Consider the following 24,881-nt stretch of genomic DNA (forward strand, 5'->3'; position numbering starts at 1 on the left):
AATAGGTAAAAGCATGTTTAAAAGTACTGACAACTATATTGCTTCGAGCGATCTCACTATGGCTGTGAATGCCGCTATCGCATTAGAAAAACCGTTATTGATTAAAGGCGAGCCGGGTACCGGTAAAACACAATTAGCAGAAGAGTTAGCTAAATCTTTAAATTGTAAGTTGTATCAGTGGCATATTAAGTCGACCACTAAAGCGCAGCAAGGCTTGTACGAATACGATGCTGTGTCACGCTTAAGAGATAGTCAATTAGGTGATGCACGTGTGCATGATATTTCAAACTATATCGTTAAAGGTAAGTTATGGCAGGCTTTTGAAGAAGAGCAAAGACCCATCTTACTTATTGATGAAATTGATAAAGCTGACATCGAATTTCCCAACGATTTACTGCAAGAATTAGACAAGATGGAGTTTCATGTTTATGAAACTCAGCAAGTGATCAAAGCCAAACAGCGTCCGATTATCATCATTACCTCAAATAATGAAAAAGAACTGCCAGATGCCTTTTTAAGACGCTGCTTTTTCCATTACATTAAATTCCCCACCAAAGTCGAAATGGAAAAAATCATCGATGTGCATCATCCAGATGTTAAGCAAGAACTACTCAAGCAAAGCTTAGAAGTATTTTTTGACCTACGAGAAGTGAATGGCATTAAGAAAAAGCCGTCTACTTCTGAACTGATTGATTGGATCAAGCTATTAATATCAGATGATATTTCTCAAGCGAGTCTATTGGATAAAAATTCTGACGTTATTCCGTTATTTGGTGCGCTGCTTAAAAATGAACAAGATGTGTCATTACTTGAAAAACTCGCTTTTATGAGTCGTAGAAACCGCTAATCGCTAAAGAAAGGTAGTGAAATCATGTTTATTGATTTTTTTCTTACGTTGAAAAAACATAACGTACCTTGCAGTTTGCGGGAGTTATTAGATCTTATTGCCTTATTAAAAAAAGGCGTGGTGTTTGCAAGCGTTGAAGATTTTTATAATTTGGCCAAAATCGTGATGGTAAAAGACGAAATGTACTATGACAAATATGACAACGCTTTTGCGGAATACTTTAAAGGCATAGAAAGCATTAATGTGTTTGATCAAATCTTGCCTGAAGATTGGTTACGTAAAGAATTTGAAAAGCATTTAAGTGATGAAGAAAAGCAACAGCTGAAAGCCTTAGGTGGCCTCGAACAGCTAATGAAGGCATTAAAAGAGCGACTTGAAGAACAGAAAAAACGCCATGCTGGTGGCAATAAATGGATCGGTACCGGTGGAACATCACCTTTTGGTGCTTATGGCTATAATCCTGAAGGCATAAGAGTGGGGCAAGAGGGTAACCGTAATAACAGCGCGGTTAAAGTCTGGGATAAACGTGAGTTTAAAAACTTCGACCAAGACCGAGAGCTAGGTACCCGTAATATCAAGTTAGCATTAAAAAAATTACGTAAATTTGCCCGAACTGGTGCCAGTGAAAAGTTAGATATAAACACCACTATTCGCTCCACTGCTCAAAATGGTGGCTTGTTAGATGTACACATGGAGCCTGAGCGTCACAATGCGGTAAAAGTGCTAATGTTTTTTGATGTTGGCGGCTCAATGGATGATTACATTCAAACCTGTGAAGAGCTTTTTTCAGCCGCCCATACTGAATTCAAACAATTAAAATTTTTCTATTTTCATAATTGTTTATATGACAAAGTATGGCAAGACAACAGCAGACGCTATCAACAAACAATTGACCTTGAAGAAGTCATCAGAACATACGGTTCAGATTATAAAGTCATATTTGTCGGCGATGCGACAATGGGGCCTTATGAAATTGTCGCCCGCGGTGGCAGTGTTGAACACTGGAATGAGAAACCTGGCAGTGATTATATGAATCGGCTATTAGGCCACTTCAATAAAGTGACCTGGTTAAATCCACAACCCCAGCAGCATTGGTCTTATCATCAGTCGATATCGATAATTCAGCAGTTAATGGATAACAAAATGTACCCGCTAACGGTAGATGGTATTGGTAGGGCGATTAAGGAACTGAGTTAACTCGCGATATAAAATCGACAAACTACAGCTTCATATTGAGCTAAAATAATTCAAGGAAGAAATAAGTGGCTTTTGTGAGGTATCACAAAAACCGTATTTAAAATTATGATTATAAAAGAGATTAATATCACCCAAAAAGCCATTGAGCTGTTTTTAATCGCCATTGTTGTCAGTGTTTTTCTAAATGACATTATCATTAATGAACATACCTTAGCCGCTAACCATCTTTGGTATTTAGCCTTAGCGGTTATCATATTAAGCCTATATCGGCTAGATATCCGCCCCAACAAACAAAATAAAATTCACCATCAAGGTTTAAAAAAAACAGGTATTTATAGTCTACTGTTTATTGCAATTTACCTTTGTGGTCCACTCGCCACAGCAAGATATGGTCATGTTTTACTGACTACGCTAGGTAAATATGAGCATGTTAACCATGAGTTCATTGTTAAATATGTGAGTACAGCCTATAGCAGTCAATATTGTACTGGCGCTGTTTACATTAAAAGTTACCAATTATTCGGCAATGACCGTATATGCGGGGTACCTAAATCACTTTGGTTTAGGTTAAAAAAAGGTGATACATTAACCGTTAAAGGTAGACAAACTAGCCTAGCGTTTGAATATCAGACCGTACAGTTAATCAACAACACTAGCGGAAGCTAACCGCTGTAACAACAAGGTTTTATGAATAAGGATTAGGTGTGAATAACATACAAAAAATAGCTGGCGTTGCTGCACTTTTTGAAGCTGTTATTTACATATCAGCTTTTATATTTTTTGGTGCGTGTTGGGATTACCCAGTCAGTGCAGGTGATACACAAAAACTCAGTTATCTAATTCATCATCAATCAATTTTATCAATCGTTAATTTTGTTATGTATGTCGCTTTTGGGCTTTTTTTAGCCATATTAGTTATAGCGATCCATCAACGGATGAAAACCAAAGCGCCTCTTTTGTCACAAACGGCTACAGTCTTCGGTATTATTTGGGTTGGCCTTGTCATCGCAAGTGGCATGATTGCAAATGTTGGATTAGCAGCTGTTATCGATTTGTCAGCCCAAAATCCACAGCAAGCAATGACCCTTTTAATGGTTATAAACACAATCGTTGAGGCTTTTGGAGGCGGCAACGAAATTGTCGGCGGCTTATGGGTTCTATTATTGAGTGTTGCAGGGTTAAAAGCGATTGAATTACCGAAATGGTTACACTATTTCGGACTATTAATTGGAACTGTCGGTGTTCTTACAATTTATCCTGCTGAAATCCTCACTGAAATATTTGGCTTAAGCCAAATAGTGTGGTTCTCTTGGCTAGGTATGGCAATGCTTGTAAACCTTAACAGCGAATAGGGCGTTCAAACGGCTGAATGACCATTGCAGTCACTAAGTAAATTACTATGGAGTTAACTTTAAAGATAAATATGCAAAAAGTTTCGCACCTTGTAGTAAATAAAAATAGGCCGCCAGAAGCTAAGACTATTGTTAGCTTTACTTTATAAATATAGCTGACTAATTTAGCTGCTATTAAGTAATAACATTATTAATACCATTAGCGTTGTTACCAGTCTTTGACTATGGCCTTAATCATATTGGCAGTATTTTGTGGTTGCTCTAGGGGGAACATATGACCACCATTGGGCATCATGGAAACTTCAATGTTGTTTAAGTTTGCAAAGCGAGTGAAATACTTAACCGGGAATACGTCAGTTTTTTCGCCATAAATAAGTGCAGCTGGGACCTTAAGTTGGTTTTTATATCTGGCTAAGTTACAAGGTAAATGTCTGAAAATATCGGCTTCAACTTCGGGGGTAAAGCTTAATTCTAAGCGTTTATTGCGCTGGGTTACACCATGGTCAACGTAATCTTTTAAACACCTTGGATCAAAGTTTTTAAATAAATTTTTCTGTGCGAAGTAACCAACTAAGTTAGTGTTTAGCGGCCAATGACGTTGACGGTTTTGTGCCCGGCCTGCAGGAGACCATTTATCAATAAAACGAGTCTTTTTAACGACTTTGAGTACATGACTGAAAGGGCCTGTAACAACTGGCGGATCTAACATGATTACACCACGAAACAACTCTGGATGTTGGCATGCTGCAAGAAATGACAGAATGCCACCAAATGAATGACCAATACATATCACTTTTTCATCTTGCTGTTTTAAATAATCAAGCAACTCAGTAACCAAGTGCTGCCAATTAGTGTGTATAGGGTATTTATGATTATGCCCATATTGATCATGAGCAATGGTACTGAACTTTTCATTAAATTCACCGAGAAATGTTTTATAACTTCCTGCAGGAAATCCATTGGCGTGAACGAGGTTAATCAGTGGCTTGGTCATAGTTACTTCATACCATGTTTGATTACTTTTGGTTTAAAATCTTTTTATAAAATCTTGTTATAAAAGCTTTTATAAAAAGGCTATTGTCGATTTAAACACTGTTTGGTTAATTCAATCGAGCAATAGCCCTACAGCGAGTTAGAATATTTTTGAATTATCAATTGGTGTTAGCTCTTGAAACTCTGGTGCTCGTTTTTGCGCTTTGGCAGTAAAAGTTTCCATCATGTCATTTTGCGGTTGGAACATACCACTTTGCCAAGCTGCCATATAATTTAAGCTGTCTGCTACAGAATGATCGCGGCCATAATTTATCATCTCTTTACAGCCTGCTACCGCCAATGGTGAGCGAGCAGCAATTTCAGCTGCTATTGCCATTACGCCTGTTAACATGCTTTGTTGATCTTCAAATACCTGATTAACCAGACCTGCATCTTTGGCTTCATTGGCTGGCATTCTGCGACCGGTATAGGCTAATTCTTTAACTAAACCCATTGAGATTAATTTAGGTAAACGCTGTAATGTGCCTAAGTCAGCGGTCATGCCTAATTTAGTTTCTTCAATACTGAAAAAAGCATCACTGGTACAATAACGACAATCAGCAGCGCTGACCATATCAACCGCGCCACCAATACAACCACCTTGAACGGCCATTAATACTGGCATTCTGGCACTTTCTAATACGTTGAAGCACTCTTGTAGCCTTAATACTAAGCGGCGTAATTGCTCATGTTTACGGCCTAATTCAATATTCTTATCATTATTACTTTGGGTAAAAACGGCTAGATCCATTCCTGCACAGAAATGTTTACCTGTTGATGAAATAACAATGACACGAGCAGCAGCTTGATCATTTATCTGTTGAATCACTTTTGGGAATTCATCCCAAAAATCAATATTCATTGAATTAAATTCATCAGGACGATTAAGCTTGATATGAGCAATTTTAGCGTTAACTTCTACAGTCAAACTGTTAAACTTTTCATTGTTATTCATCGTATTAACCTTATAAAATTAACGTGCTTTGGGCATCGATTTCTATCGCGCTATCTAACGCGGCAAGGATTGCGTGACGTTCTTTTAGTTTGGTGCCGTGATGTGATTTCATATCAAGAGATTGCATATGCTTAGCCACTGCATAGGCAGTTGCCATCAGGTGCTCAGGTTCAACAACTTGATCAAGAAAACCTGCTGAAACCGCTGTTTGTGGGGCAAACAGTTCAGCGACTATAACTGAACGAGTAAGATAATTACGTGGGATACGATTTCGCGCAAGCTCAATACCGGCATTGTGCATTGTCATGCCTATAGCGACTTCATTTAAACCAATTTTAAAATCACCCGCACAGCCAATACGGTAGTCACAACTGAGTAATAAAAATGCCCCTTTGGCAATAGCATGACCGGTACATGCCCCAATAATAGGGGTCGGGAACGCCAGCATTCTGCGGGCTAACTTAGAGCCTGCGGTTACCAGTGCTATTGCAGCCTCTGAACTAGACTTCATGGTTTTAAGATCAAAGCCACCTGAAAATATTCCGGCTTGGCCTGTTAAAATAACTACGGCTTGTTGCTGCTCAGCAGCATCTAAAGCGACATTAATTTCTGTAATTATCTCTGGCGAGATAGCATTAACTTTGCCATTGTTTAGCGTAATTACATGTATATTGTTGTCGATTTCGACCTTGATAAGTTCCATTTGCTACCTTTTTAGTTTTAGTTGTCTGTTTTTATTGTCAATCGTTGGTTGTAATATTGTTGCTGTTAATTACTTTATACAGTATTTACTCTAATAAAAAGTCCTATCCGTGTTTTAACACTAATTGATAGGCCGCTCTTTGTTGAACTTTGCAGAGGTAAGCTTTGATATTGTCTTGTCCCTTGAGTAATTTTAAACTCATGGCTATCTCTAACATTATGGTCATCATGATATCGGCGGCGCTAAAGTCATTGCCAGCAAAGTAACTGTGGCTTGCTAAATATTGGTCAATATAAGCAAAGTCGATTGCTAATTCTTTGGCAATATAACCATCTAGTGGGTAACTACCGGCACGGGGTTCCATTTGCAATAATAAAGTCGTGATAACGGGTAAAGCCAGTGAGCCTTCGGCAAAATGTAACCATTCAAGGTATTGATAATATTGGCTGCTATTTGTGTCTGGTCTTAAATGCGTTGAATAATCTTGGTTTAAGATATATTCCATAATGGCACCAGACTCACATATGGTTATGTCATCATCAACCATGATGGGGGATTTACCCAGAGGGTGTATGGCATATAACGCCTTCGGTGCGAGGTTAGTGTTTGGATCACGCTGATGTATGACTAACTCATAGGGTAACTTCATCTCTTCAAGTAACCATAAAACGCGTTTAGATCTTGATTTAACTAAATGGTGAACTGTAATCATATGAGTATCTTCCGTGTTGTTAATTTTTTAAAAGGCTTCATTTCGCGATATCTAACTGCACTTTCGGTTTATCGGCGCGATTAAACTTTGAATTAAATATTCTGACGACTACACCTGCAGTAAATAGCATGGTTAACGTATAAATAGCAGGTGTAAATGACATTTTATAATTGGCCAATAAGGTCAGCGCCATGAACATGGATAAAGTACTATTTTGTAAACCTACTTCGATGGTAATTGAAGTGCGCTGAGCAAGGTTTAAACCAAGCCACTTACTTGAATAGTAGCCCAGCGCCATGGTTGAAATATTGAGCAATATTGAAACTGGCCCTGCAGCGATAAGGGCTGAAACCACAATGTCTTTTTGAATGTATGTCAAAAAGATAATTAATAAGGTTAAAAATAAAATACCAAATTTAGACACATGAACTTGTGTACTGTCAGCTAATTTGGGGGCAAATCGCTTTATTAACATCCCGATGCCAATAGGCAATATTGTCAGCTTCATTAAACTTATCATGGTGGTAATAATCGGTAATGAGAACTCAGTACCTTTACCCATAAAGTGCTCAAGCGATAAGTTAAGTATCACTGGAATGGTAAATACCGTTATGATGCTGGCTATTGCTGTCATCGAAACTGACAGCGCGACATCTCCTTTGGCTAAATGGGTAAACATATTCGAAGTCGTACCACCTGGACATAGTACTAACAGCATGACGCCTACGGCATATTCTGGTTCTAAAGGCATGACACTTGCCAATACAAACCCTATAAGCGGCAAAAGTATGAGTTGATTAACCAAACCGATAGATACAGCTTTAGGGTACTTTACCACTCGCTTAAAATCTTTAGGAATAAGAGAAAGCCCCATTCCCATCATGATTAAAAATATACAAATTGGAATCACTTTTGTGTTTACAAATTTGACTAATTCAATACTTTCCATACGAACCTCAGGTTTAACAGACCTTGCTGCTGGCCAATTTAAATGAATTGATATTATTAATTACCAAGAAACAATTTGGCCCACAGATGCATCGGCTTTACCTGCTAATACTTGTTGGTAAATAGCATCTAATTCATTTACGTTTTCAGTTGTGTTGATGGTTATGTTCACACGGCAAAACTCAATGTAACGCAGTAATGCTAAATTCATCTGGTTCATCATTTCGGTGGCACCATATTCTGCAGCACGTTTTTTAAGCTGGTTTGGTGCAAAAAAGAACTCTGGTTTTGCGCCCGGCAAGCTAGCAACGTTAAAACCATCCGAGATATCAATATCTTGGTGATGAGTTGCCCCTATTCGACACGAATAACGCAGTGAGTCTGCAAAGTGGTAATGTATTGCTGAAAGTGTTGATTGACCGCCAGCCATATCAACTAAAATTGATGTGACACCGCTGTCGAGTGACGCTATTTGTTGGTAGCTGACAACTTGATCATAACAAGCTAATGACTCAACAAATTTACGATTAGATTCAGAGGTGATACCAATAGCAGGGCGTTCGCCTCTGTCTTTAATTGAGAAGGCCAGGGCAATGCTGGTTTTACTTGATGCACTGGTGATGAGGTATTGAGCTGCGTCAAAGTAATTATTATCAAACATAAAGTCATCAACTAACCATGACGTGGTAAATAAACCTCGAAGTAAAATATCAAAATCTTCATTATTAACTTGATAAAAAGGGCTCGCACTGATGCGATCAAAGCGACTGTAAACAGGTGAAAGACCTTCTCGACATAGAGTCATATCAGAAAAACCCGTGGTTGTAATATTACCGGCAATGACTTTTAAATGAGTCGCCATTGGCATAAATCCCCAAAGCCTTTCTCCCACTTTAATATGTTGGCAATTTGAAGCAATAACATCTGCATAGCCCATTACTGGGAGTCGCCCCCATTGGGCTTGCTCAGTGCTATTTGCCGTTGGGAAAAATCGCCAATAACCTAAAGCATCTCCGGTGACGCCGTAACTAATGTTGTTTGCTGTAAGAGCAAATTTATCTACTTTCAGCAGTAATTCATTTTCAGCTAAAGGCTGCTCAATACTCAGTGGGACTACTCGGGTTTGGATTAAATTTGATTTTGAAACTTCAAAAACAAATGCACTGTGGGTTAACGTTTGTGATTGGGTCATAACAAGCCTTTATTTTTGTGATTATGTATTAATAAAATGATTCATGAGGTGGTTTATCTCTGCAGGTCTTTCGTGTTGTAACCAGTGACTGCAATTTTTGAAACGCACTATGGTGCAATCCGGAACGTATTGGTTAATATCGGTAAGATTCTCATTAACAAAGGCTTGGTCTCGTTCACCCCATAAAATAAGCGTTGGAAGGTTAATACGTATATTGGGTATTTTTATTGTCGCGATGTCTTTAATTGGACTCAATTGACCCGAGTCTTCACTTTTTGACGAGCAGTTATTTTGTTGTTTTAGCGCTGAATGATTAGTGTTTTCTTTTGCCGCTAATTGCGGCATTGCACGGTAATATTGCAGCATGCCATTAATGCCGCCTTGTTGACTCCAAACCTGACGGTACTCAGCTTTGGTTTTATTACTAAATGTACTTTTATAAGCACTTACCATGATGTTCTCAGCTAGGTATTGATAGTTATTTTGCTGTAATAAATGCTCTGCATTTTGACTAATTAAGTCATGAATATAGGTACTCTTTTGGCGTTGTAGTGGGTTGTTAACCATTTCTCGGGTGAAGGTACTTGGATGCGCGGCATTCAAAATAATCAGTTTACATATTAGTTGTGGATGAAAGGCTGCAAGGGGCCAAGCGATGGCGCCGCCCCAATCATGGGCAACTAAAATCACTGCGCTATTTGGGCTAATGTGTTTAATAAACTTTGAAAAGAAAGCGATTAAATTGGGGACAGAGTAAAAATCAACTTCAGTAGGTTTATCACTTAAGTTGTACCCAGGTAAATCAGGCGCTATAACCCGATAACTTTCAGCGAAATAACTTAATTGCTTACGCCAAACGCCCCAATATTCAGGAAAACCATGAAGGAAAATGATCGTTGGCTTTGCTTCTGTGCCTGATACAAGATTCGATTCAACATAGTGAATGTTGGTCTGATCTATTAACGCAAACTTATGCTCCAACTGCATGTTGATTCTCTTTTAATGTCATATATAAAAAGGCATTTATTCGAAAAAACTGACTGCATTATCGATTAACTCTCTGTCTGTTCTGGTTTTATTTACAGGATTAGTGTCATCAGCAAAGCCAAAAGACATGCCAAATAAGATGCCGCGTTCCTCAGGTAGGTTTAATGCTTCTCGCACAGGATCAGGAAATTGACCTAAGGCACCTTGCATACAATTTGATATGCCATGCTGAGCAAGAACTAATGAAAGTGTTTGCGCGTAAATACCTAAATCTACTGCACCCATAATGTCTAAATATTTATCCATGGTAAAAAATACCGCATGGGGAGCATCAAAGAATTGCCAGTTACGCAGCATTGCCATTTGACGCGCTTTCTTATCTTCTCTGGCTATGCCTAATTCGGTGTAAAGCGCATTTGCTGATCCAAACTGACGCTCACGGTGTACGCCACTGTATTGTGCCGTCCAGTTAAAGTCTGGGTTTGGCTTGGCGCCGCTCATTAATAATTCCATGAATTGATGTTGTAATTTGTGTTTTGTTTTTCCCGACACCACACAGGCTTGCCAAGGTTGAACATTACAATTGGAAGGGGATAATTGCACCGTTTCAAAAATGTGTTTTAAGGTTTCTTGTGGTACAGGCTTATTCAAAAACGCACGTGCTGAATAGCGTTGTTTTAAAATCGTTTCAATAGGCATTTGCTTACTCTTTACTTAGTATAAAAATGTAGAGTGTTATTAATTGCGTTAAAGGTTAAAGCCAACAGCGACAATGTAAGTCATTGTCACTATTGGCTTTCTCTTAACTAAAACTCATAGGAAATGTTAGCACCGAAAGTACGAGGTTGATTTGGGTAGCCATTAAAACTACCTGCTTGAATCGGAGGCGGGAATGCTGACAATAAGTATTCGTCGTTGGTTAAATTACGTACCCAAAGCTGTAGATTGATACCATTGCCAAAGGCTAATCCGGTGCTGGCATTAACGGTATTAACTTCGCGAGTTAATGAATCAGGCACGTTTTCAGCTAATTTAGTGTCACTTTCATATAAGTAATCAACTCTAGCGTAGCCATATATGTCCTCACCGATTTCATAATTATAAGCAAGTCCTGCTGTCAGGCTTAAATCAGAGATACCAGCTGGTTTTTCACCGGATAAATCCACAGGCCCGTCTAGACCTGATGCGCCAACAAAGGAATCATAAACAGGGTCAAGGTAAGTCCCAGCAAAGGTGATTGACCAATCACTGTTTAAATTATATTTGGAGTCAAATTCAATCCCTTGAGTACTTTGCTTACCTGCATTAGCTAGCACAAATCCAGTACCGATAAAGATAGATGATTGAAATCCTTCAATAGTTTGATCAAAAAATGTGGCATTAAAAGCGCCATTTTCAAAACGTGTTTTAATACCAAGCTCGTAAACGGTAGCTTCTTCAGGAGAGGCATAACGTCCGCCATAAGCTTGGTTAGGTTGTGAAATACCGGCAGTTTCTAATGCCTCTTGATCTGATGCAAAAGGGCTACTATAACGGGACAAATTCCATGACGTCGCTTTAAAGCCTGTTGCAGCTGTGGCAAATATATTGACGTTATTGTTGATTTCGTAGGCTAGGCGAAATGACCAGGTGGTTTTGCTGTCATCTGTTTTATGGTTTTCTACCACGTTAGGTAATTCCATCATTGGCGGTAAAAATTGTAAGCCTTTCAATACTGGAACTGCAGGAGCTAGTTGGGGGATCGAACCAATGGGCACACCAAACAAGGTAAGATCATTATCTAAATCAATTGCAGAAAATACATCAGTATTAGTTTGTTCTATGGTGATGTCTTTTTGGTCATTAATATAACTGACACCAAAAATAGCCGTTAGCTGTTCAGTGATATGGTAATCAAAGCTTGCGAACAGAGAATAGGCATCATTTTTTTGTTCAAACTCTGAGTTAACGGCTGAGGTGTTTGAAAAAAATGTTCCTGGTTCAAGACCATATACTCCTTCAACACCTGCTAATAACCCTGGGGCACCGCCTGCAGCGGTTAATACATCAAAGTAGTTTCGAATATCATTACCGTAATATAAAGTATCGCCAGTAATCACTTCTTCATGGAACAGATAGGCACCGACCATCCATTCAAAGTCTCGCTCGCCTGTTGAAGTTAAGCGCAACTCTTGAGTGACGGTTTCTATTTCTGTGTGACCACCTTCAGTGAGAATATCTAAAGACGTGTAATCAACATCATTCTTAAATCCTGAATCATTACTGCGATAAGCACTGATTGACGTTAATGCAAAACCATCAAAATCAACGTCAATTTGTAGTGAGGCACCGCCATCTTCGACATTATTGTCAGGATTTGAATTAAGTGCAGATTGATAAGAAAATGAATCATTTTCGTCGATAACAATGCCACCTAATGCGCGAACGGCAGCAGTAGTAGGACCATTAATTGAATCTTCAACAGCGCAGCAGGCCTCTTGAATTTCGCTATAGTCGGCTATTAAGCGAAATTTAACATCTTCAGTGGGTTCATATAAAGCTTGCCCTCGAATGTTCCAACGGTCGCGGTCATTAACATCTGACAGACCAACAATACTTTCAGCATAACCATCGCGAGCGTTATAACCGCCCGATAAACTCACGGCAAACGTATCAGAGAGCCCATTAGTTATATAGCCTTTAACTATTTGTTGATTGTAATTGCCATAGCCTAATTCAACCATGCCTTCTAAATCATATGAAGGTTCCATGGTAGTTACGCTGATCACACCAGCAGATGCATTTTTACCAAATAAGGTACTTTGGGGGCCACTGAGCACTTCTATTTGTTGAACTCGCGGTAAGTCACCTATTTGCGCCGCTGCGCGGGAGCGGTAGACACCATCAATGAACACACCAACCGATGGCTCAATCCCGGTATTATTGGTGCCATTACCAAATCCACGAATTGAGAAGTTAGTATTGGTAGAGCGCTGTAATGGCGTAACCCGTAAAGTGGGCACCAATGTTTGTAGATCGTTAATATCAAGCGTATTTGACTGTTTAATTGCAGCGCCGTCCACTACGGTTACCGCCACTGGTGACTCTTGCAGGCTTTTTAGGCGTTTAGAGGCTGTGACATAGATGACTTCGATATCATCTTTTTCTTCTGAGTTGGTGTTTACTTCTTCAGCAATAGCCGATGAATTAAGTACCCCACAAACGGCTAACGCGGTTAAAGAGTGCTTAAAGATTTGTACTGTTTTTACATTCATATTTATCCCCAAGAATGACCAATAGTTATTAAGTAACCTTGTCAACAAACTGATTTACTTAAGTTATTTGTGACACTTGAGTGCTCTATTAATAACCAGTAAACATCTAGTTTTTATTTGCGTTATTCAATAACTGCAAGGGAATAAATTAGAAGCTAACCTAAGCTTCTGAATATAACTAACTACCACTTTTATGAACGTTTAAACGCCAAATCATGCTATGTGGAGTTTCTGTATTTATCCAATCAATTGTTTTAATAGATAACTATTCATGTAAGGAATACAGGCAGGGCTCAGTCTATGTATATGTATATGTATATGTATATGTATATGGTATGGAAATTACATCGAGGAACAAATACCCACTGACCCGATTAACTAAATAGCATAAATCAATACCATATTATTTTTACTAATAGATCGTCATAAGTATTATGCATTTGGATAATAGCTTTAGTTAACTTAGCATCGAATATTCGGAAATGTTATTTGTGTGAATTATCATCCAAATAGTCAGTTACCACCTTAAATAAAATAATTATTTGGAGAATGACAATGCCTGACTACAAAGCGCCCATACGCGATTTTAAATTTGTGATGCAAGAGTTACTTAGCTGTGAAAGCCATTACCAAGGTCTTGGTTATGAAGATGCAAGTATAGATATGATTGATGCCATCATTGCTGAGGCGGCTAAATTAACTGAACAAGTCGTGGCACCATTAAACCAAATTGGCGACCAACAAGGTTGTACTTGGACTGACGGAAACGTCACAACTCCTGATGGCTTTAAAGATGCCTATAAACAGTATGTAGAAGGTGGATGGCCAACGTTATCGCAATCACCTGAATTTGGTGGGCAAGGCTTACCGCACTCATTAAATATGAACATTGCCGAGATGTTTTCTAGTGCGAATCATAGTTTTGCCATGTATCCAGGCTTAAGTCATGGCGCTTTGGCGACGATTGAAGCCCACGGCAGTGAAACCCAAAAGCAGCAGTTTATGCCAAAACTTGTTGAAGGAACATGGACTGGCACCATGTGCTTAACTGAACCACATTGTGGCACTGATTTAGGCATGTTGCGCACCAAAGCTGAGCTTAACGAAGATGGCACCTATTCGTTGTCAGGGACAAAAATCTTTATCTCTGCAGGTGAACATGATTTATCAGATAATATTGTTCATATTGTTATTGCGCGTATACCTGGCGCACCAGAAGGTAATAAGGGCATTTCGTTATTTATCGTGCCTAAGTTTAATGTAAACGAAGATGGCAGTATTTCAGATCGTAATGGCGTGAGCTGCGGTTCTATCGAACATAAAATGGGTATCAATGGTAATGCCACCTGCGTGATTAATTTCGATGCTGCTACTGGCCACTTAATTGGCGAACCAAACCGTGGACTTAAGTGCATGTTTACCTTTATGAATGCAGCCAGAATAGGTGTTGCAAGCGAAGGGGTTGCTGCTGCAGAAGCTTCATTTCAAGGTGCTTTAGCCTATGCCAAAGACCGTCTACAAATGCGATCAATTAGCGGAGTGAAAAATCCACAAGGACCAGCTGATCCTATTATTGTGCATCCAGATGTACGAAGAATGCTATTAACTCAAAAATCAATTGCTGAAGGTGGTCGCGCTTTATTATCTTATTTAGCCCAACTAGTTGATATTGTCCATGCAGAAAAAAATGAAGCAGTAAAAGCTGAAACTGAAACTAAATTGGCTTTATTAACCCCAATTGCAAAAGCATTTTTGTCTGAACTTGGTTTTGAAGCGACCAGTCATGGAGTACAAATATTTGGTGGTCATGGATTTATAAAAGAGTGGGGCATGGAGCAACTCATGCGAGACACTAAAATTAGCTGTTTATATGAAGGTACAACCGGTATTCAAGCACTGGATTTATTAGCGCGAAAAATAATAGGTACCCAAGGTGAAATATTAAAACCATTTTCAAAAGATGTGACGCTATTTTGCCAACAAAATATGGACGATCAAGCTATGGCTGAGTTTATCCAACCCATCATGGCATACGCTAAAGAGTGGCATGAACTTACTGTTACTATTGGTGCTAAAGCAACAAAGAACCCTGATGAAATAGGCGGGGCTTCAGTAGATTACTTGATGTTTGCTGGCTACGTTACATTAGCCTTTTTCTGGGCAAGAATGGCAAAAGTGGCTCAAGAAAAGTTAAAGACTGATACATCTGAAAAAGCATTTTACCAAGCGAAAATAAAAACCGCACAGTTCTTTATCCAACGTATGTTGCCAAGAGCTAAAGGTCATGCCGCCTGTATTCAGAACGGTGTAGATTCGATGATGGCATTAGATAGCAAAGATTTTGTTTTCTAAACTTTGAGACCTTATTCATATAACCCGCAATGTAGGTTTTGCGGGTTATGTGTTTTACAAGGCTAATCAGCCATTTCCCAATGAGCATCCTCAAAACTAAGTTGCTTCAATAAAGCAATTAAACTGCTTAGTACTGGCCCTGATTGATGTTGCCGAGAGACTAAGCAACCAACAGGCGTTATCCAGCCTTTGTATTCATGTGCTACTGGTAAACAAACAATATCATCTGATTGAATTTGTTTAACTAATAATGCTGGCACATTTGCCCAACCAACGCCTTGCTGCACTAGTTCAATTAATGTTTGGTGTGTATTGGCATACCAAAGCATTGAGCTAATACCATAACTAAACCACAGTTCATTTTGTTTAAAACTACGATGCACACATTGACGATAGCGCTTTAAATCGGCTCCTTGAACAATATCAAGATTAGCCAAGTGGTGATCTTTTGATGAAATGGTAAAAAACCTCGCTTGACCCAACAGGAAAAAATCCATATCAACTTTTAGTTCACCATCAGTATATATGATACCTACTTGCACTTTCCCTATTCGAATCCATTCTTCTATATCAAATGAAGAGGCAGTGATAATTTCGACATTTGTAATAGGGAATTTGTCGGCCAATGAGGCTAAAACGGATAACAGTTTACTGTCAACAAGACTTTCATCTATCGCTATCACTAACTCGTGTTCATCCTTGTTCGTCAAGGACTCCACTTTTTGATCAAAATACTGCTGTTGATGCAATATTGATTGGGCTACAGGTAGTAAAGCTGCACCGTTTGCCGTTAATACAGGGATGTTTTTTTCACGGTTAAACAACTCTTGGTTAACCGATATTTCCAGGTTAGCAATAGCCTGACTTACGCCAGATTGTGCTCTTTTTAATTTTCGCGCGGCCGCGGAAAAGGAACCCGTTTCACACACAGTTACAAAGACTTTTAATTGCTCAAAACTATACATAATCTGACCACGAATAAATTAATTACCACAAGGTATCACGAAAGCTGATGGCTGTTAACTTTGTTTAGCGGTTTTAAAAGTCATAATAGCGACTTGTTTTATTCAGTAATGCTTGTTGGAGCGATAGTTATGGGTACATTAGAAAGGGTTTTTCACTCGGTTTTGTTTGAAGTTTTAGCAGTATCAATGTCAATGGCAGGATTGGCTTTATTTACAGATCATGAGGTTAGTTCATTATCAGGAACTATGATAACAATCGCTTCAATTGCCATGGTTTGGAACTATATTTTTAATATGGCATTTGACCGAATAGTTAAGGGTGAAAAAGAAAAAAGAACCTTTTCAACACGTATTATTCATGTTGGTTTGTTTGAAGCTGGGTTATTATTCTTCACGATTCCAGTGATGGCTTATATCCTCAAGATCAGCTTATGGGATGCTTTTATTCTTGATTTAGGGGTTACCATTTTTATTACCATTTATGCATTTGTTTTCAACTTAAGTTACGATCATTTGAGAGCATTTTACTTAAAAAATAAAGCAGCTAAAAAGGCATCGTTAGCTCATTCTATATCTTCATAAAGTATGAAATTTAGTTAAATAATTATGCTTAAGTTACTGTTTAACTGCCATAAGACGTTAAAAAAGCAGATACCCTAATCAGTATCTGCTTTTACTTATCTACAAAATAATCTACTTAAATATTACTGTCTTTGAGGTGTAATTAAGTACTTTTCACCAGTCGCTTGCTTTGCATAACCAGCTATCGATTTTAAATTCAAAACCTCAGCTAATGTCACTTCATGTGTGTAGTGACTTGCAAATGTTGTAGTAATTTCATCAGCGACACGTTTACGCATAGCGACGACAGTTTCTGTGCCGAGTTTACCCAGTGCATTAAATAATAAAAATCCATTAACACCCCAAGCAAAACCGAAGTTACGGTTAAGCGTAATAGGTCCACGGTTTAATGCGCCGTAAATGTAAATATTTTTAAGTTTATTGAAATTTATAGCTGTTTCAGCAAACGTTCCAATTGAATCTGTATAGTGGTTAAGAATCTCCAATGAAGTTACATAGGACGAATACTTAATGATAAAATCTGCCTAAGCATGTAACCAATATCAGTCGTTCATTACGAGGGTGTAACAGATTCTGTGTAACTGCAATTTAGTTAATATGCTTCACAATTCTGTCTTCGAACTCAATAATAAATCGGCTCATCGCAGTACGCCAGTTTCGGATGGGCATGGTCCATTTTTTACTGGCTTCTTTTATCGCAAGGTAAATCATTTTCTTGGCCGAGTCATCATTAGGAAATACCTTACGTTTTTTTAAAGCTCGTCTAATCACGCTATTTAACGACTCTATAGCATTGGTTGTGTAAATGGCCTTACGAATATCCTGAGGATAATTGAAAAACGTATTTAAGTTGTGCCAATGATTATGCCATGACTTGCTGATTTGGGGGTATTGCTCATCCCAGGTATCGCTGAAACGGTCTAATTCAAGTAAAGCTTCCTCCTCCGTTGTTGATTGGTAGATGCTTTTAAGGTCCGCAGTGACTGCCTTGTAGTCTTTCCACGATACGTACTTTAATGAATTTCTGACCATATGTACGATACAGAGCTGTACATGAGTATCTGGATAAACGGTATTGATAGCATCAGGGAAGCCTTTTAAGCCATCAACACAAGCGATGAGAATATCCTCAACGCCTCGTTGCTGTAGTTCAGTGAGGACACCTAACCAAAATTTAGCCCCTTCATTTTCAGCTATCCAAAGCCCCATTAGCTCTTTGTGACCTTCAAGGTTAATGCCTAACGCTAAGAAAATAGATTTGTTAATAACGCGCTTATCCTGACGGATTTTTACGACGATACAATCAAAGTAAACGATTGGGTAAATGGCATCTAAAGGTCGACTTTGCCATTCAATAACTTGCTCTAGAACGGCGTTGGTAACGCGAGAAACTAACGTGGGTGATATCTCTGCGCCGTACCATTCATCAAAGGCTTGAACGATATCACGAGTACTCATGCCTTGAGCGTAGAGCCACAATATTTTATCGTCCATAGAGGTAAATCTGGACTGGTGTTTTTTAACTAACTGAGGTTCGAAACTGCCTTCACGGTCTCGCGGCGTATCAAGCTCAAATTGACCATCTTCAGTTTGAATGCGCTTGCTGGTTTTACCGTTACGGCTATTAGCAGAAGTCGATTCATGGTGTTTCTCATAGCCCAGGTGGTCATCCATTTCGGCATTAAGAGCGGCTTCGACCGTTATCTTTTTGAGCATCTGACTGAATTGATTTAAGTCTTCTGGTGTTTTAATGCTTTTAGCAGCTTCTTTAGCAAAAGCTTCAATATCTTTTTTGTTCATGAGTATCTGCCTATCCTTGACTCTCTATAGAGTACGTGTTGATAAGCAGTTACACAAAATTAGTTACAGTCTCTTCATTACATCAAACAATAAAAATCGGATAATACCTCTCGTATTTTTTCAATTTCATAAGGTTTCCCTAAATGACCATTCATGCCTATTTTCTTATAATATTCAATGTCACCTTCTGTGATATTTGCTGTTAAGGCAATAATATTTAAATCATCTGCACTATAGCTTTTACGTAGTTCTATAGTAGCTTCTTTACCATCCATTATTGGCATTTGAATGTCCATTAATACAACACGATAATTTTTCTTCATTATCAATTCGATTGCCGTGCGACCGTTTTCTGCTAAATCAACATGAAAGCCCAATTTTGTTAATAGTTTTTTGGCTATCAACTGATTTATTTTATTATCTTCAACTAGTAAAATACTATTTTTACCTTTAACAAGCTGATTACTTTCACTTTTGTAAGCTTCTGAATTTTCCTTTAAAAACGATAGAGGGGTATCAATGTTACTATTAAGATTAATTGTTTTACTTAATGACAAAAAGGTTAACGGTTTAGCTAAATATAAAATTGTGCTCTCTACTGGTGCATGTTTTTCGATGTATGCTTGACTATAGGCACTGCATATAACTAATGTTTCCGGACAACAATTTTTAGTCTTTATTTCATTAATAAAATCTAATCCAGTTTCGCCATCTAAACTCCAATCAACCAAAGCTATATCGAATCTATTTTGCTGGCAAAGATTAATTGCTTCTTTTACGCTACTTGAAACTTTAACAGTTGAGCCAATAGCTTCTGCCATTTTTTGTATCACATTTTGTGTAACTTTATTATTTTCAAGCAATAATAAATGTTTACTATTCCGCTGTATTAGGTTTAAATTTCCTTTATTTTCATCGACTAATCCTAACGGTAAGGTTACGCGAAATGTTGAGCCATGTGCTAGTTTACTCAAGACATTTATTTCACCATCCATTAAATCGACAAGTAATTTACTAATTGCAAGACCTAATCCTGAACCGCCATATTTTCTCGTAGTCGATTGATCTGCTTGTGAGAATCGTTCGAATAGTTTTGACTGTTGTTCATCTGATAAACCTATTCCAGTATCTTTTATTTCATAAATAATTGTTTGTGACTGCTCATTATCATTCCCCAATGAAGCCTTGAAAATAACATGACCTTCCTCAGTAAATTTTATTGCATTTGATAGCAAGTTTAATAAAATCTGATTCACTCTGACTGGGTCACCCATTATTTCTAATGGTATATCCGGCGATATATCAAAAATCAACTCGATACCTTTGTCTTCCGCTACCATGCCAAGCATCATGATAAGATTATCGATTAATTTATTATGCTCCCAAGGTATATTTTCAATTGTTAACTTACCAGATTCAATTTTAGAAAAGTCTAAAATGTCATTAATTATTACTAACAATGAATCTGCTGAGAACTTAACTTTCTCAAGGTAATTTCGTTGTTCTTGATTTAACTCAGTTTGTAATGTCAATTCAACTAAACCGATAACGCCAGTCATTGGCGTTCTAATTTCATGTGACATATTAGCTAAAAATTGTGTTTTGACTTCTACAGCTTTGCGATGTAATTCAGATGTTTCTTCTAAAGCGTATTGATGACGTTTAATAATTATTATAAAGAGGAACAGTAAAGGAAATAAAGAACAAAAAAAGGTAACAATCTGATTGAATTGTATATTTTCAATATCTTTATTTAGTAGGTCTAACTCTTCTATAATCGAGTCAACTACCCTCATATCAATAAGCCTTTGCCGATAATGAGCGGTTAATTCGTGGTTTTCTAATATGAATACACTATGCAACTTAACTAACTTTAAATATTGATAATTTTCAACTTGGCCATCCTCTGTAATATCTAATAATTTTCTAAGTGAGGATTCATCTTTTTTATTTGGTAAAGTCAATAACGAAAATATTTGTAAACGTATAGCATTTATAATTTGTATAATATTTTTATCATCTACGTTAGGTTTTTGAGCTATTAATCTTAGAGAAGTCTTCATCATACTGGCTAACTGTATGTAATGTAATGAGTTTTCTTTATACTCGTTTAGTAAGCCATCAAATTTATTATTAAGCCTCACCTTTAATAGTATAGATTCAATTTCAAATTGTATTTGAGCTAGTTTATCATAGTGCTGCTGGTCACTAAAATTTGCATTTAGTAGCTGTACTTTATGCTGAGGTATTAACAGTTCAAGTTGTTGTAAAGGTTTTACTTTTATTTCTTTTTCTTTGTTTTCTTGAATAGAAATAACCCATAAAGTAGAAAACATTGTAAATAAAAACAAGCATGTAAACTCAGGAATATATTTTAAATTAATCATCATAATTTACCTCTATTACTTGAGAGGTAAATGCATGTAATAGTGCCACTATATCGTCAAGCTCTGAATCAGTTAACTGCCTGCCCAACTGAGAGCTAGCCATAATACGAACTGCTTCTGTTAAGCTTTCAACTGCACCATTATGAAAGTATGGCCCAGTTTCAGTAATATTCCGGAGGCTAGGTACTTTAAAGACATACTTATCTTTATCAAGACCCGTGACTTCAAATTTACCTAAATCTAATGTTAATTTTTTGGGTATTGTATTTATTCTTCCTAATTTCTGAAAAATATTACCGCCTATATTTCTTCCTTGATGGCAAGTACTACAGCCATAATTGATAAAGTAATTTAAACCTCTCTTTTGTTGATCTGTTAAGGCAGTTTTATCCCCTAATAAATACCTATCAATTGGTGCATTCGGTGTAATTAAAGATTCTTCAAAAGTAGTAATTGCTTTGATAATATTTTCAGATGTTATGCCCTCATAGCTTAAGTCTTGAAATGTTTCGCTAAAATAACTATCTTGTTTAAGCTTTTTAATTATCTCAGGCCAAGTAGAACCCATTTCAACCGGGTTATGAATTGGACCTTCGATTTGCTCTCTAAGTGAGGCGGCTCTACCATCCCAAAATTGTCTAAAATTAAATACGGAATTAAGTACGGTGGGGGAGTTACGTACACCTTGCCCATTATTTACTCCAATTGATACAGGAAAACTGTCGTCACCTCCAAAGTCCAATAAGTGGCATGATGAGCAAGAGATTGTATTATTTTTAGATAACAAAGGACTATGAAATAGCGCTTTACCGAGGATTAACCACTGTTTATCAATTTCTAGTCTGCGTGGAATTGGCTGAATAGGGCTATCAACTTTCTCAAAATAGTAGTGAGTTTTTGTATGTGACTTTTCTGCTTTTTTTCCTATCGTTGCCATGTACACAGTTGCAGGAACTACTGAGCAAATCAGAATGCCAGAAATTATCAATATATAATATTTTTTGTACATAACGAGTGTCTTAATCCCTTAAGTATTTAGCTAGAACAAAAAGCTATCACTAACGTTATTATATAATAGTTCAATATTTGAAATATTGTTTGTATACATATCAAAAAAGGTAAATTAATTACTCCAATTCTCATAAATTGTATTACCTATGAGTCCGAAGTGGCACTATACATTTAGCCATAGATATGAGGTTATCAGCCTTTATCTTTTGCTTTTTTTAGTTAAGTCGCTCACTCTATTTTGTACAAAAGGGGTTAGGGGACTTAACAGTTATTGTTTGATTCATTCCACGAAAAGCTAGCTTCTAATATTGTCAATTTCAGTTTGCTTTGACCCAACTGTACGATTGTTTATCTAAATAATAAAAAACCTATAACAAATAGAAATAAAACCAATTAATTACTTTGTACAATATATGATTAGAGATGAGCTTTGATACTGTTATTTAAGGTAATCAAAATCCCAATAGAATTACAGATGGTTAAACGAATGCTGCAATAACTTTAAAAATAAACTAACGAGTATCTTTGTCGCGCTATATAATTTTTATGTACCAGGGAAATGACTCCTGAGAGTCTGTGAGGCTATGTGTTTTGGCAATTTATGCACCTCTGTTTAAATTATACAGGCCAAGTTCTTAGTAAAAGTCGCAGATTTCACGTAGCGACGCCTAATTATTAAGCATTTTCTTATTCGAGTTAGCTTGTTTAATAATTGTCTTTTTATCTAAATACTAAACTGTTATTTATTATCTATAAATTTCATACACTTAATGTTAACTAGTATTAATAGGTAATGATATTCAGTTTATAAAGAACACCAGAAAACATGCTTCATTAACTTTAGTGTCAGTTTTTGTGTAGTAAATCAATACATGCATGCGGAGTTAACAGCTTACTATATGTTTTCAGTTCGATCTGTAGTTATCTTGCTGAGGGCATAGTTATTGGTACAAGGGCAAATAAAAATCTCATTGCGCAGTAAAATCTCGATCTAAGTGGCAGGGCTTGAAAAAATTTTTTACTATAACTAAACGTTTAAATGCCATTTAACATAATATACATTGTGCGCAGTTGTGTATGGGTATTTTTATATGCTTTTAAAGCTACATTAGACAACTAACATAGCTTTTAAATATGACCTTATTTTAAATTCTGAGCCATATTACCTTGATTATATCTTCAGATTTCACATAGCGTTGCCTGTTAAATATGCATATTTGATGACATTAATTAGCTAAATGATTAAATGGTTTATTTTGTGCACTTTGATCACGTTCTGTCTGGCTAGTATGTAAATATTGTGACGTGGTATCAATACTTTCATGGCCTGCATCAGCTTGAACATGTGATAATGGTCTTTGGTTTAAATTGATGTCATGAGTTATACCGGTATGACGAATATTGTGTGCGGTTAGTTTCCTCATGAGTTGACTGTCATAATCAAAACCATCTTCAAACGCTTTATCTGCTGCGAGATTTATTAAGGTATTAATTTCTTCACGAATTTGTCTTATCCCTAGGTTAGCATTTAGCATTCCAGAATCTCGACCATGACCAGCGGCTTTATGTCTAACAAAAATCGGATGCGTTTCATTGGCACTTGGTAATGCTGACAGGCCTAGATATTCTCTATAGGATTTAAGACCTGTTAGTAGTGATTTCGAAATAGCAATATTTCTTGCTTTGCCACTTTTAGAAAATGGTACATAAAAATACCAAATACCAGTATGCGGATTCTTTTTAAATTGACTCATTAATGGCGAGTATCCAGCTCTAGCGCTGATTTCAGAAATTCTAAGATAGCAACTATAGAGTAAATTAATTAAAAACAAGCTACGTTGATGTTTTTCTGGCTGCGATATTGCTAACTCAGAAACTGTAGAAACCACGTATGACCATTGTAGTTCAGTAAAAGCATGATGATTATCATCGTCATCTTTTATGTATTTTTTCTTAACAGCAAAACGACTGTATTTGAGCCATAATTGTGCAGGATTTTTCTCTGTGTATTCTTCACTAATTAAATAGCTATACATAGATGATACTATTGCTATTTTGGTTTTTAGTGCGTTATCACTCAAACTATATGGTTGTGGTTTTCCAAGTATTTTTTTACCTACAAATGGCCGCCATTGTGGATTTGGTATTCTTTCATTTATGCTTTTTTCTAGCTTAAATTGTGGCACATTAAAATAACCAATAAATTCGTTGGGAGGTGTTTCGCAGTATGCAATATACCTGGCGATATCTTTTCTAGTTACCATTATTGGCGATATTACAGCCACATCAAAACACCAATGTAGAAATGTGGTTAATTCACTTCGGTAGGCTTTATAGTTATTTTCACTATGCCGTTGCTCATATAACCAATCAGAGCAATGTTCAATAATTAAACCGGCATCAGTTACATTATCAAGAGAAATTTGAGTGATGTATTGATTAACGACACTATTACCTTCAAGTAAGAAGTCAGCAGAGTCAAAAAGCGGTAATACTGGTGGTAGAGTGTAATCCATATATTTTATATCTAATTAAAACATGTACTTATTCTAGCATTATCATGATGCCGATAACGTTATTTATCGGCATTAAAATCAATATTTTA

General features: G+C 37.1%; 20 protein-coding genes and 1 pseudogene. 6 read left to right on the top strand and 15 right to left on the bottom strand.

Annotated elements, in window-relative coordinates:
- Window positions 1-13 precede the first annotated feature (13 nt).
- The 4 genes from BCU94_RS14690 (at window position 14) to BCU94_RS14705 (ending at window position 3,396) form a co-directional block, all read left to right on the top strand.
- Window positions 14-847, top strand: a complete 834-nt coding sequence (locus tag BCU94_RS14690; RefSeq protein ID WP_102476795.1) for a MoxR family ATPase — start codon at window positions 14-16, stop codon at window positions 845-847.
- Window positions 848-871: 24 nt separating this feature from the next.
- Window positions 872-2,044 (top strand): VWA domain-containing protein, encoded by a 1,173-nt coding sequence (locus BCU94_RS14695; protein ID WP_102476796.1) that lies wholly within the window; start codon window positions 872-874, stop codon window positions 2,042-2,044.
- Between the two features lie 105 nt (window positions 2,045-2,149).
- A complete protein-coding gene (locus tag BCU94_RS14700; protein WP_102476797.1) occupies window positions 2,150-2,710 on the top strand; it encodes a hypothetical protein in 561 nt (186 codons plus the stop codon).
- A 38-nt stretch (window positions 2,711-2,748) separates the two neighbouring features.
- Window positions 2,749-3,396, top strand: a complete 648-nt coding sequence (locus BCU94_RS14705) for a DUF4386 family protein (RefSeq protein ID WP_102476798.1) — start codon at window positions 2,749-2,751, stop codon at window positions 3,394-3,396.
- 208 nt (window positions 3,397-3,604) lie between these two features.
- Here the strand turns inward: BCU94_RS14705 and BCU94_RS14710 are convergent, their stop codons facing one another.
- From BCU94_RS14710 to BCU94_RS14750, 9 genes are all read right to left on the bottom strand, one after another.
- Window positions 3,605-4,390, bottom strand: a complete 786-nt coding sequence (locus BCU94_RS14710) for an alpha/beta hydrolase (RefSeq protein WP_102476799.1) — start codon at window positions 4,388-4,390, stop codon at window positions 3,605-3,607.
- 138 nt (window positions 4,391-4,528) lie between these two features.
- A complete protein-coding gene (locus BCU94_RS14715; RefSeq protein ID WP_102439303.1) occupies window positions 4,529-5,383 on the bottom strand; it encodes a crotonase/enoyl-CoA hydratase family protein in 855 nt (284 codons plus the stop codon).
- A 10-nt stretch (window positions 5,384-5,393) separates the two neighbouring features.
- Complete coding sequence (locus BCU94_RS14720) at window positions 5,394-6,086, bottom strand: crotonase/enoyl-CoA hydratase family protein (RefSeq protein WP_102476800.1); 693 nt, start codon at window positions 6,084-6,086, stop codon at window positions 5,394-5,396.
- A gap of 103 nt (window positions 6,087-6,189) precedes the next feature.
- A complete protein-coding gene (locus BCU94_RS14725) occupies window positions 6,190-6,798 on the bottom strand; it encodes a glutathione S-transferase (RefSeq protein WP_102476801.1) in 609 nt (202 codons plus the stop codon).
- 37 nt (window positions 6,799-6,835) lie between these two features.
- The gene (locus BCU94_RS14730; protein WP_102476802.1) at window positions 6,836-7,747 is read right to left on the bottom strand and encodes a bile acid:sodium symporter family protein; all 912 of its coding nucleotides are present in this window, start codon (window positions 7,745-7,747) and stop codon (window positions 6,836-6,838) included.
- A 60-nt stretch (window positions 7,748-7,807) separates the two neighbouring features.
- Window positions 7,808-8,938 carry a DUF2855 family protein gene (locus BCU94_RS14735; RefSeq protein WP_102476803.1) on the bottom strand — a complete coding sequence of 377 codons (1,131 nt, stop codon included), beginning with the start codon at window positions 8,936-8,938 and terminating at the stop codon, window positions 7,808-7,810.
- 21 nt (window positions 8,939-8,959) lie between these two features.
- On the bottom strand, window positions 8,960-9,925 hold the full coding sequence (locus BCU94_RS14740) for an alpha/beta hydrolase (protein WP_102476804.1): 966 nt from the start codon (window positions 9,923-9,925) through the stop codon (window positions 8,960-8,962).
- 36 nt (window positions 9,926-9,961) lie between these two features.
- Window positions 9,962-10,624, bottom strand: coding sequence for a nitroreductase (locus BCU94_RS14745; protein WP_102439297.1), 663 nt, complete (start codon window positions 10,622-10,624; stop codon window positions 9,962-9,964).
- Window positions 10,625-10,731: 107 nt separating this feature from the next.
- Window positions 10,732-13,179, bottom strand: a complete 2,448-nt coding sequence (locus BCU94_RS14750; protein WP_102476805.1) for a TonB-dependent receptor — start codon at window positions 13,177-13,179, stop codon at window positions 10,732-10,734.
- A 555-nt stretch (window positions 13,180-13,734) separates the two neighbouring features.
- Between BCU94_RS14750 and BCU94_RS14755 the strand changes: the two genes are divergently transcribed.
- Window positions 13,735-15,531 carry an acyl-CoA dehydrogenase C-terminal domain-containing protein gene (locus BCU94_RS14755; RefSeq protein ID WP_102476806.1) on the top strand — a complete coding sequence of 599 codons (1,797 nt, stop codon included), beginning with the start codon at window positions 13,735-13,737 and terminating at the stop codon, window positions 15,529-15,531.
- A 62-nt stretch (window positions 15,532-15,593) separates the two neighbouring features.
- On the opposite strand, the gene BCU94_RS14760 is transcribed toward BCU94_RS14755, so the two are convergent.
- Window positions 15,594-16,496, bottom strand: coding sequence for a LysR family transcriptional regulator (locus tag BCU94_RS14760; protein ID WP_102476807.1), 903 nt, complete (start codon window positions 16,494-16,496; stop codon window positions 15,594-15,596).
- Between the two features lie 129 nt (window positions 16,497-16,625).
- On the opposite strand from BCU94_RS14760, the gene BCU94_RS14765 reads away from it, so the two are divergent.
- On the top strand, window positions 16,626-17,078 hold the full coding sequence (locus BCU94_RS14765) for a PACE efflux transporter (RefSeq protein WP_102476808.1): 453 nt from the start codon (window positions 16,626-16,628) through the stop codon (window positions 17,076-17,078).
- A gap of 122 nt (window positions 17,079-17,200) precedes the next feature.
- Here BCU94_RS14765 and BCU94_RS14770 read toward each other — a convergent pair.
- The 5 genes and pseudogenes from BCU94_RS14770 to BCU94_RS14790 all read right to left on the bottom strand — a co-directional run.
- Window positions 17,201-17,485, bottom strand: a pseudogene (locus tag BCU94_RS14770) (NADH oxidase); the annotation flags it as partial.
- Window positions 17,486-17,666: 181 nt separating this feature from the next.
- Window positions 17,667-18,878, bottom strand: coding sequence for an IS256 family transposase (locus tag BCU94_RS14775; RefSeq protein WP_102476809.1), 1,212 nt, complete (start codon window positions 18,876-18,878; stop codon window positions 17,667-17,669).
- Window positions 18,879-18,955: 77 nt separating this feature from the next.
- Window positions 18,956-21,268, bottom strand: coding sequence for a response regulator (locus BCU94_RS14780; RefSeq protein WP_102476810.1), 2,313 nt, complete (start codon window positions 21,266-21,268; stop codon window positions 18,956-18,958).
- On the bottom strand, window positions 21,258-22,274 hold the full coding sequence (locus BCU94_RS14785) for a cytochrome-c peroxidase (protein ID WP_102439291.1): 1,017 nt from the start codon (window positions 22,272-22,274) through the stop codon (window positions 21,258-21,260). Before BCU94_RS14785 ends, BCU94_RS14780 begins: the two co-directional genes overlap by 11 nt.
- A gap of 1,228 nt (window positions 22,275-23,502) precedes the next feature.
- Entirely contained in the window at window positions 23,503-24,792 is a 1,290-nt protein-coding gene (locus BCU94_RS14790) for a site-specific integrase (RefSeq protein WP_102476811.1), read from the bottom strand.
- Window positions 24,793-24,881 lie beyond the last annotated feature (89 nt).

The sequence above is a fragment of the Shewanella sp. 10N.286.52.C2 genome (genome assembly GCF_002874545.1).
Taxonomy (GTDB): Bacteria; Pseudomonadota; Gammaproteobacteria; order Enterobacterales; family Shewanellaceae; genus Shewanella.

What these genes read in the sequence shown, in the direction of transcription:
- BCU94_RS14690 (WP_102476795.1), top strand. Translation starts at nt 14, where the DNA reads ATGTTTAAAAGTACTGACAACTATATTGCTTCGAGCGATCTCACTATG.
- BCU94_RS14695 (WP_102476796.1), top strand. Translation starts at nt 872, where the DNA reads ATGTTTATTGATTTTTTTCTTACGTTGAAAAAACATAACGTACCTTGC.
- BCU94_RS14700 (WP_102476797.1), top strand. Translation starts at nt 2,150, where the DNA reads ATGATTATAAAAGAGATTAATATCACCCAAAAAGCCATTGAGCTGTTT.
- BCU94_RS14710 (WP_102476799.1), bottom strand. Translation starts at nt 4,390, where the DNA reads ATGACCAAGCCACTGATTAACCTCGTTCACGCCAATGGATTTCCTGCA.
- BCU94_RS14715 (WP_102439303.1), bottom strand. Translation starts at nt 5,383, where the DNA reads ATGAATAACAATGAAAAGTTTAACAGTTTGACTGTAGAAGTTAACGCT.
- BCU94_RS14720 (WP_102476800.1), bottom strand. Translation starts at nt 6,086, where the DNA reads ATGGAACTTATCAAGGTCGAAATCGACAACAATATACATGTAATTACG.
- BCU94_RS14725 (WP_102476801.1), bottom strand. Translation starts at nt 6,798, where the DNA reads ATGATTACAGTTCACCATTTAGTTAAATCAAGATCTAAACGCGTTTTA.
- BCU94_RS14730 (WP_102476802.1), bottom strand. Translation starts at nt 7,747, where the DNA reads ATGGAAAGTATTGAATTAGTCAAATTTGTAAACACAAAAGTGATTCCA.
- BCU94_RS14735 (WP_102476803.1), bottom strand. Translation starts at nt 8,938, where the DNA reads ATGACCCAATCACAAACGTTAACCCACAGTGCATTTGTTTTTGAAGTT.
- BCU94_RS14740 (WP_102476804.1), bottom strand. Translation starts at nt 9,925, where the DNA reads ATGCAGTTGGAGCATAAGTTTGCGTTAATAGATCAGACCAACATTCAC.
- BCU94_RS14745 (WP_102439297.1), bottom strand. Translation starts at nt 10,624, where the DNA reads ATGCCTATTGAAACGATTTTAAAACAACGCTATTCAGCACGTGCGTTT.
- BCU94_RS14750 (WP_102476805.1), bottom strand. Translation starts at nt 13,179, where the DNA reads ATGAATGTAAAAACAGTACAAATCTTTAAGCACTCTTTAACCGCGTTA.
- BCU94_RS14755 (WP_102476806.1), top strand. Translation starts at nt 13,735, where the DNA reads ATGCCTGACTACAAAGCGCCCATACGCGATTTTAAATTTGTGATGCAA.
- BCU94_RS14760 (WP_102476807.1), bottom strand. Translation starts at nt 16,496, where the DNA reads ATGTATAGTTTTGAGCAATTAAAAGTCTTTGTAACTGTGTGTGAAACG.
- BCU94_RS14765 (WP_102476808.1), top strand. Translation starts at nt 16,626, where the DNA reads ATGGGTACATTAGAAAGGGTTTTTCACTCGGTTTTGTTTGAAGTTTTA.
- BCU94_RS14775 (WP_102476809.1), bottom strand. Translation starts at nt 18,878, where the DNA reads ATGAACAAAAAAGATATTGAAGCTTTTGCTAAAGAAGCTGCTAAAAGC.
- BCU94_RS14780 (WP_102476810.1), bottom strand. Translation starts at nt 21,268, where the DNA reads ATGATGATTAATTTAAAATATATTCCTGAGTTTACATGCTTGTTTTTA.
- BCU94_RS14785 (WP_102439291.1), bottom strand. Translation starts at nt 22,274, where the DNA reads ATGTACAAAAAATATTATATATTGATAATTTCTGGCATTCTGATTTGC.
- BCU94_RS14790 (WP_102476811.1), bottom strand. Translation starts at nt 24,792, where the DNA reads ATGGATTACACTCTACCACCAGTATTACCGCTTTTTGACTCTGCTGAC.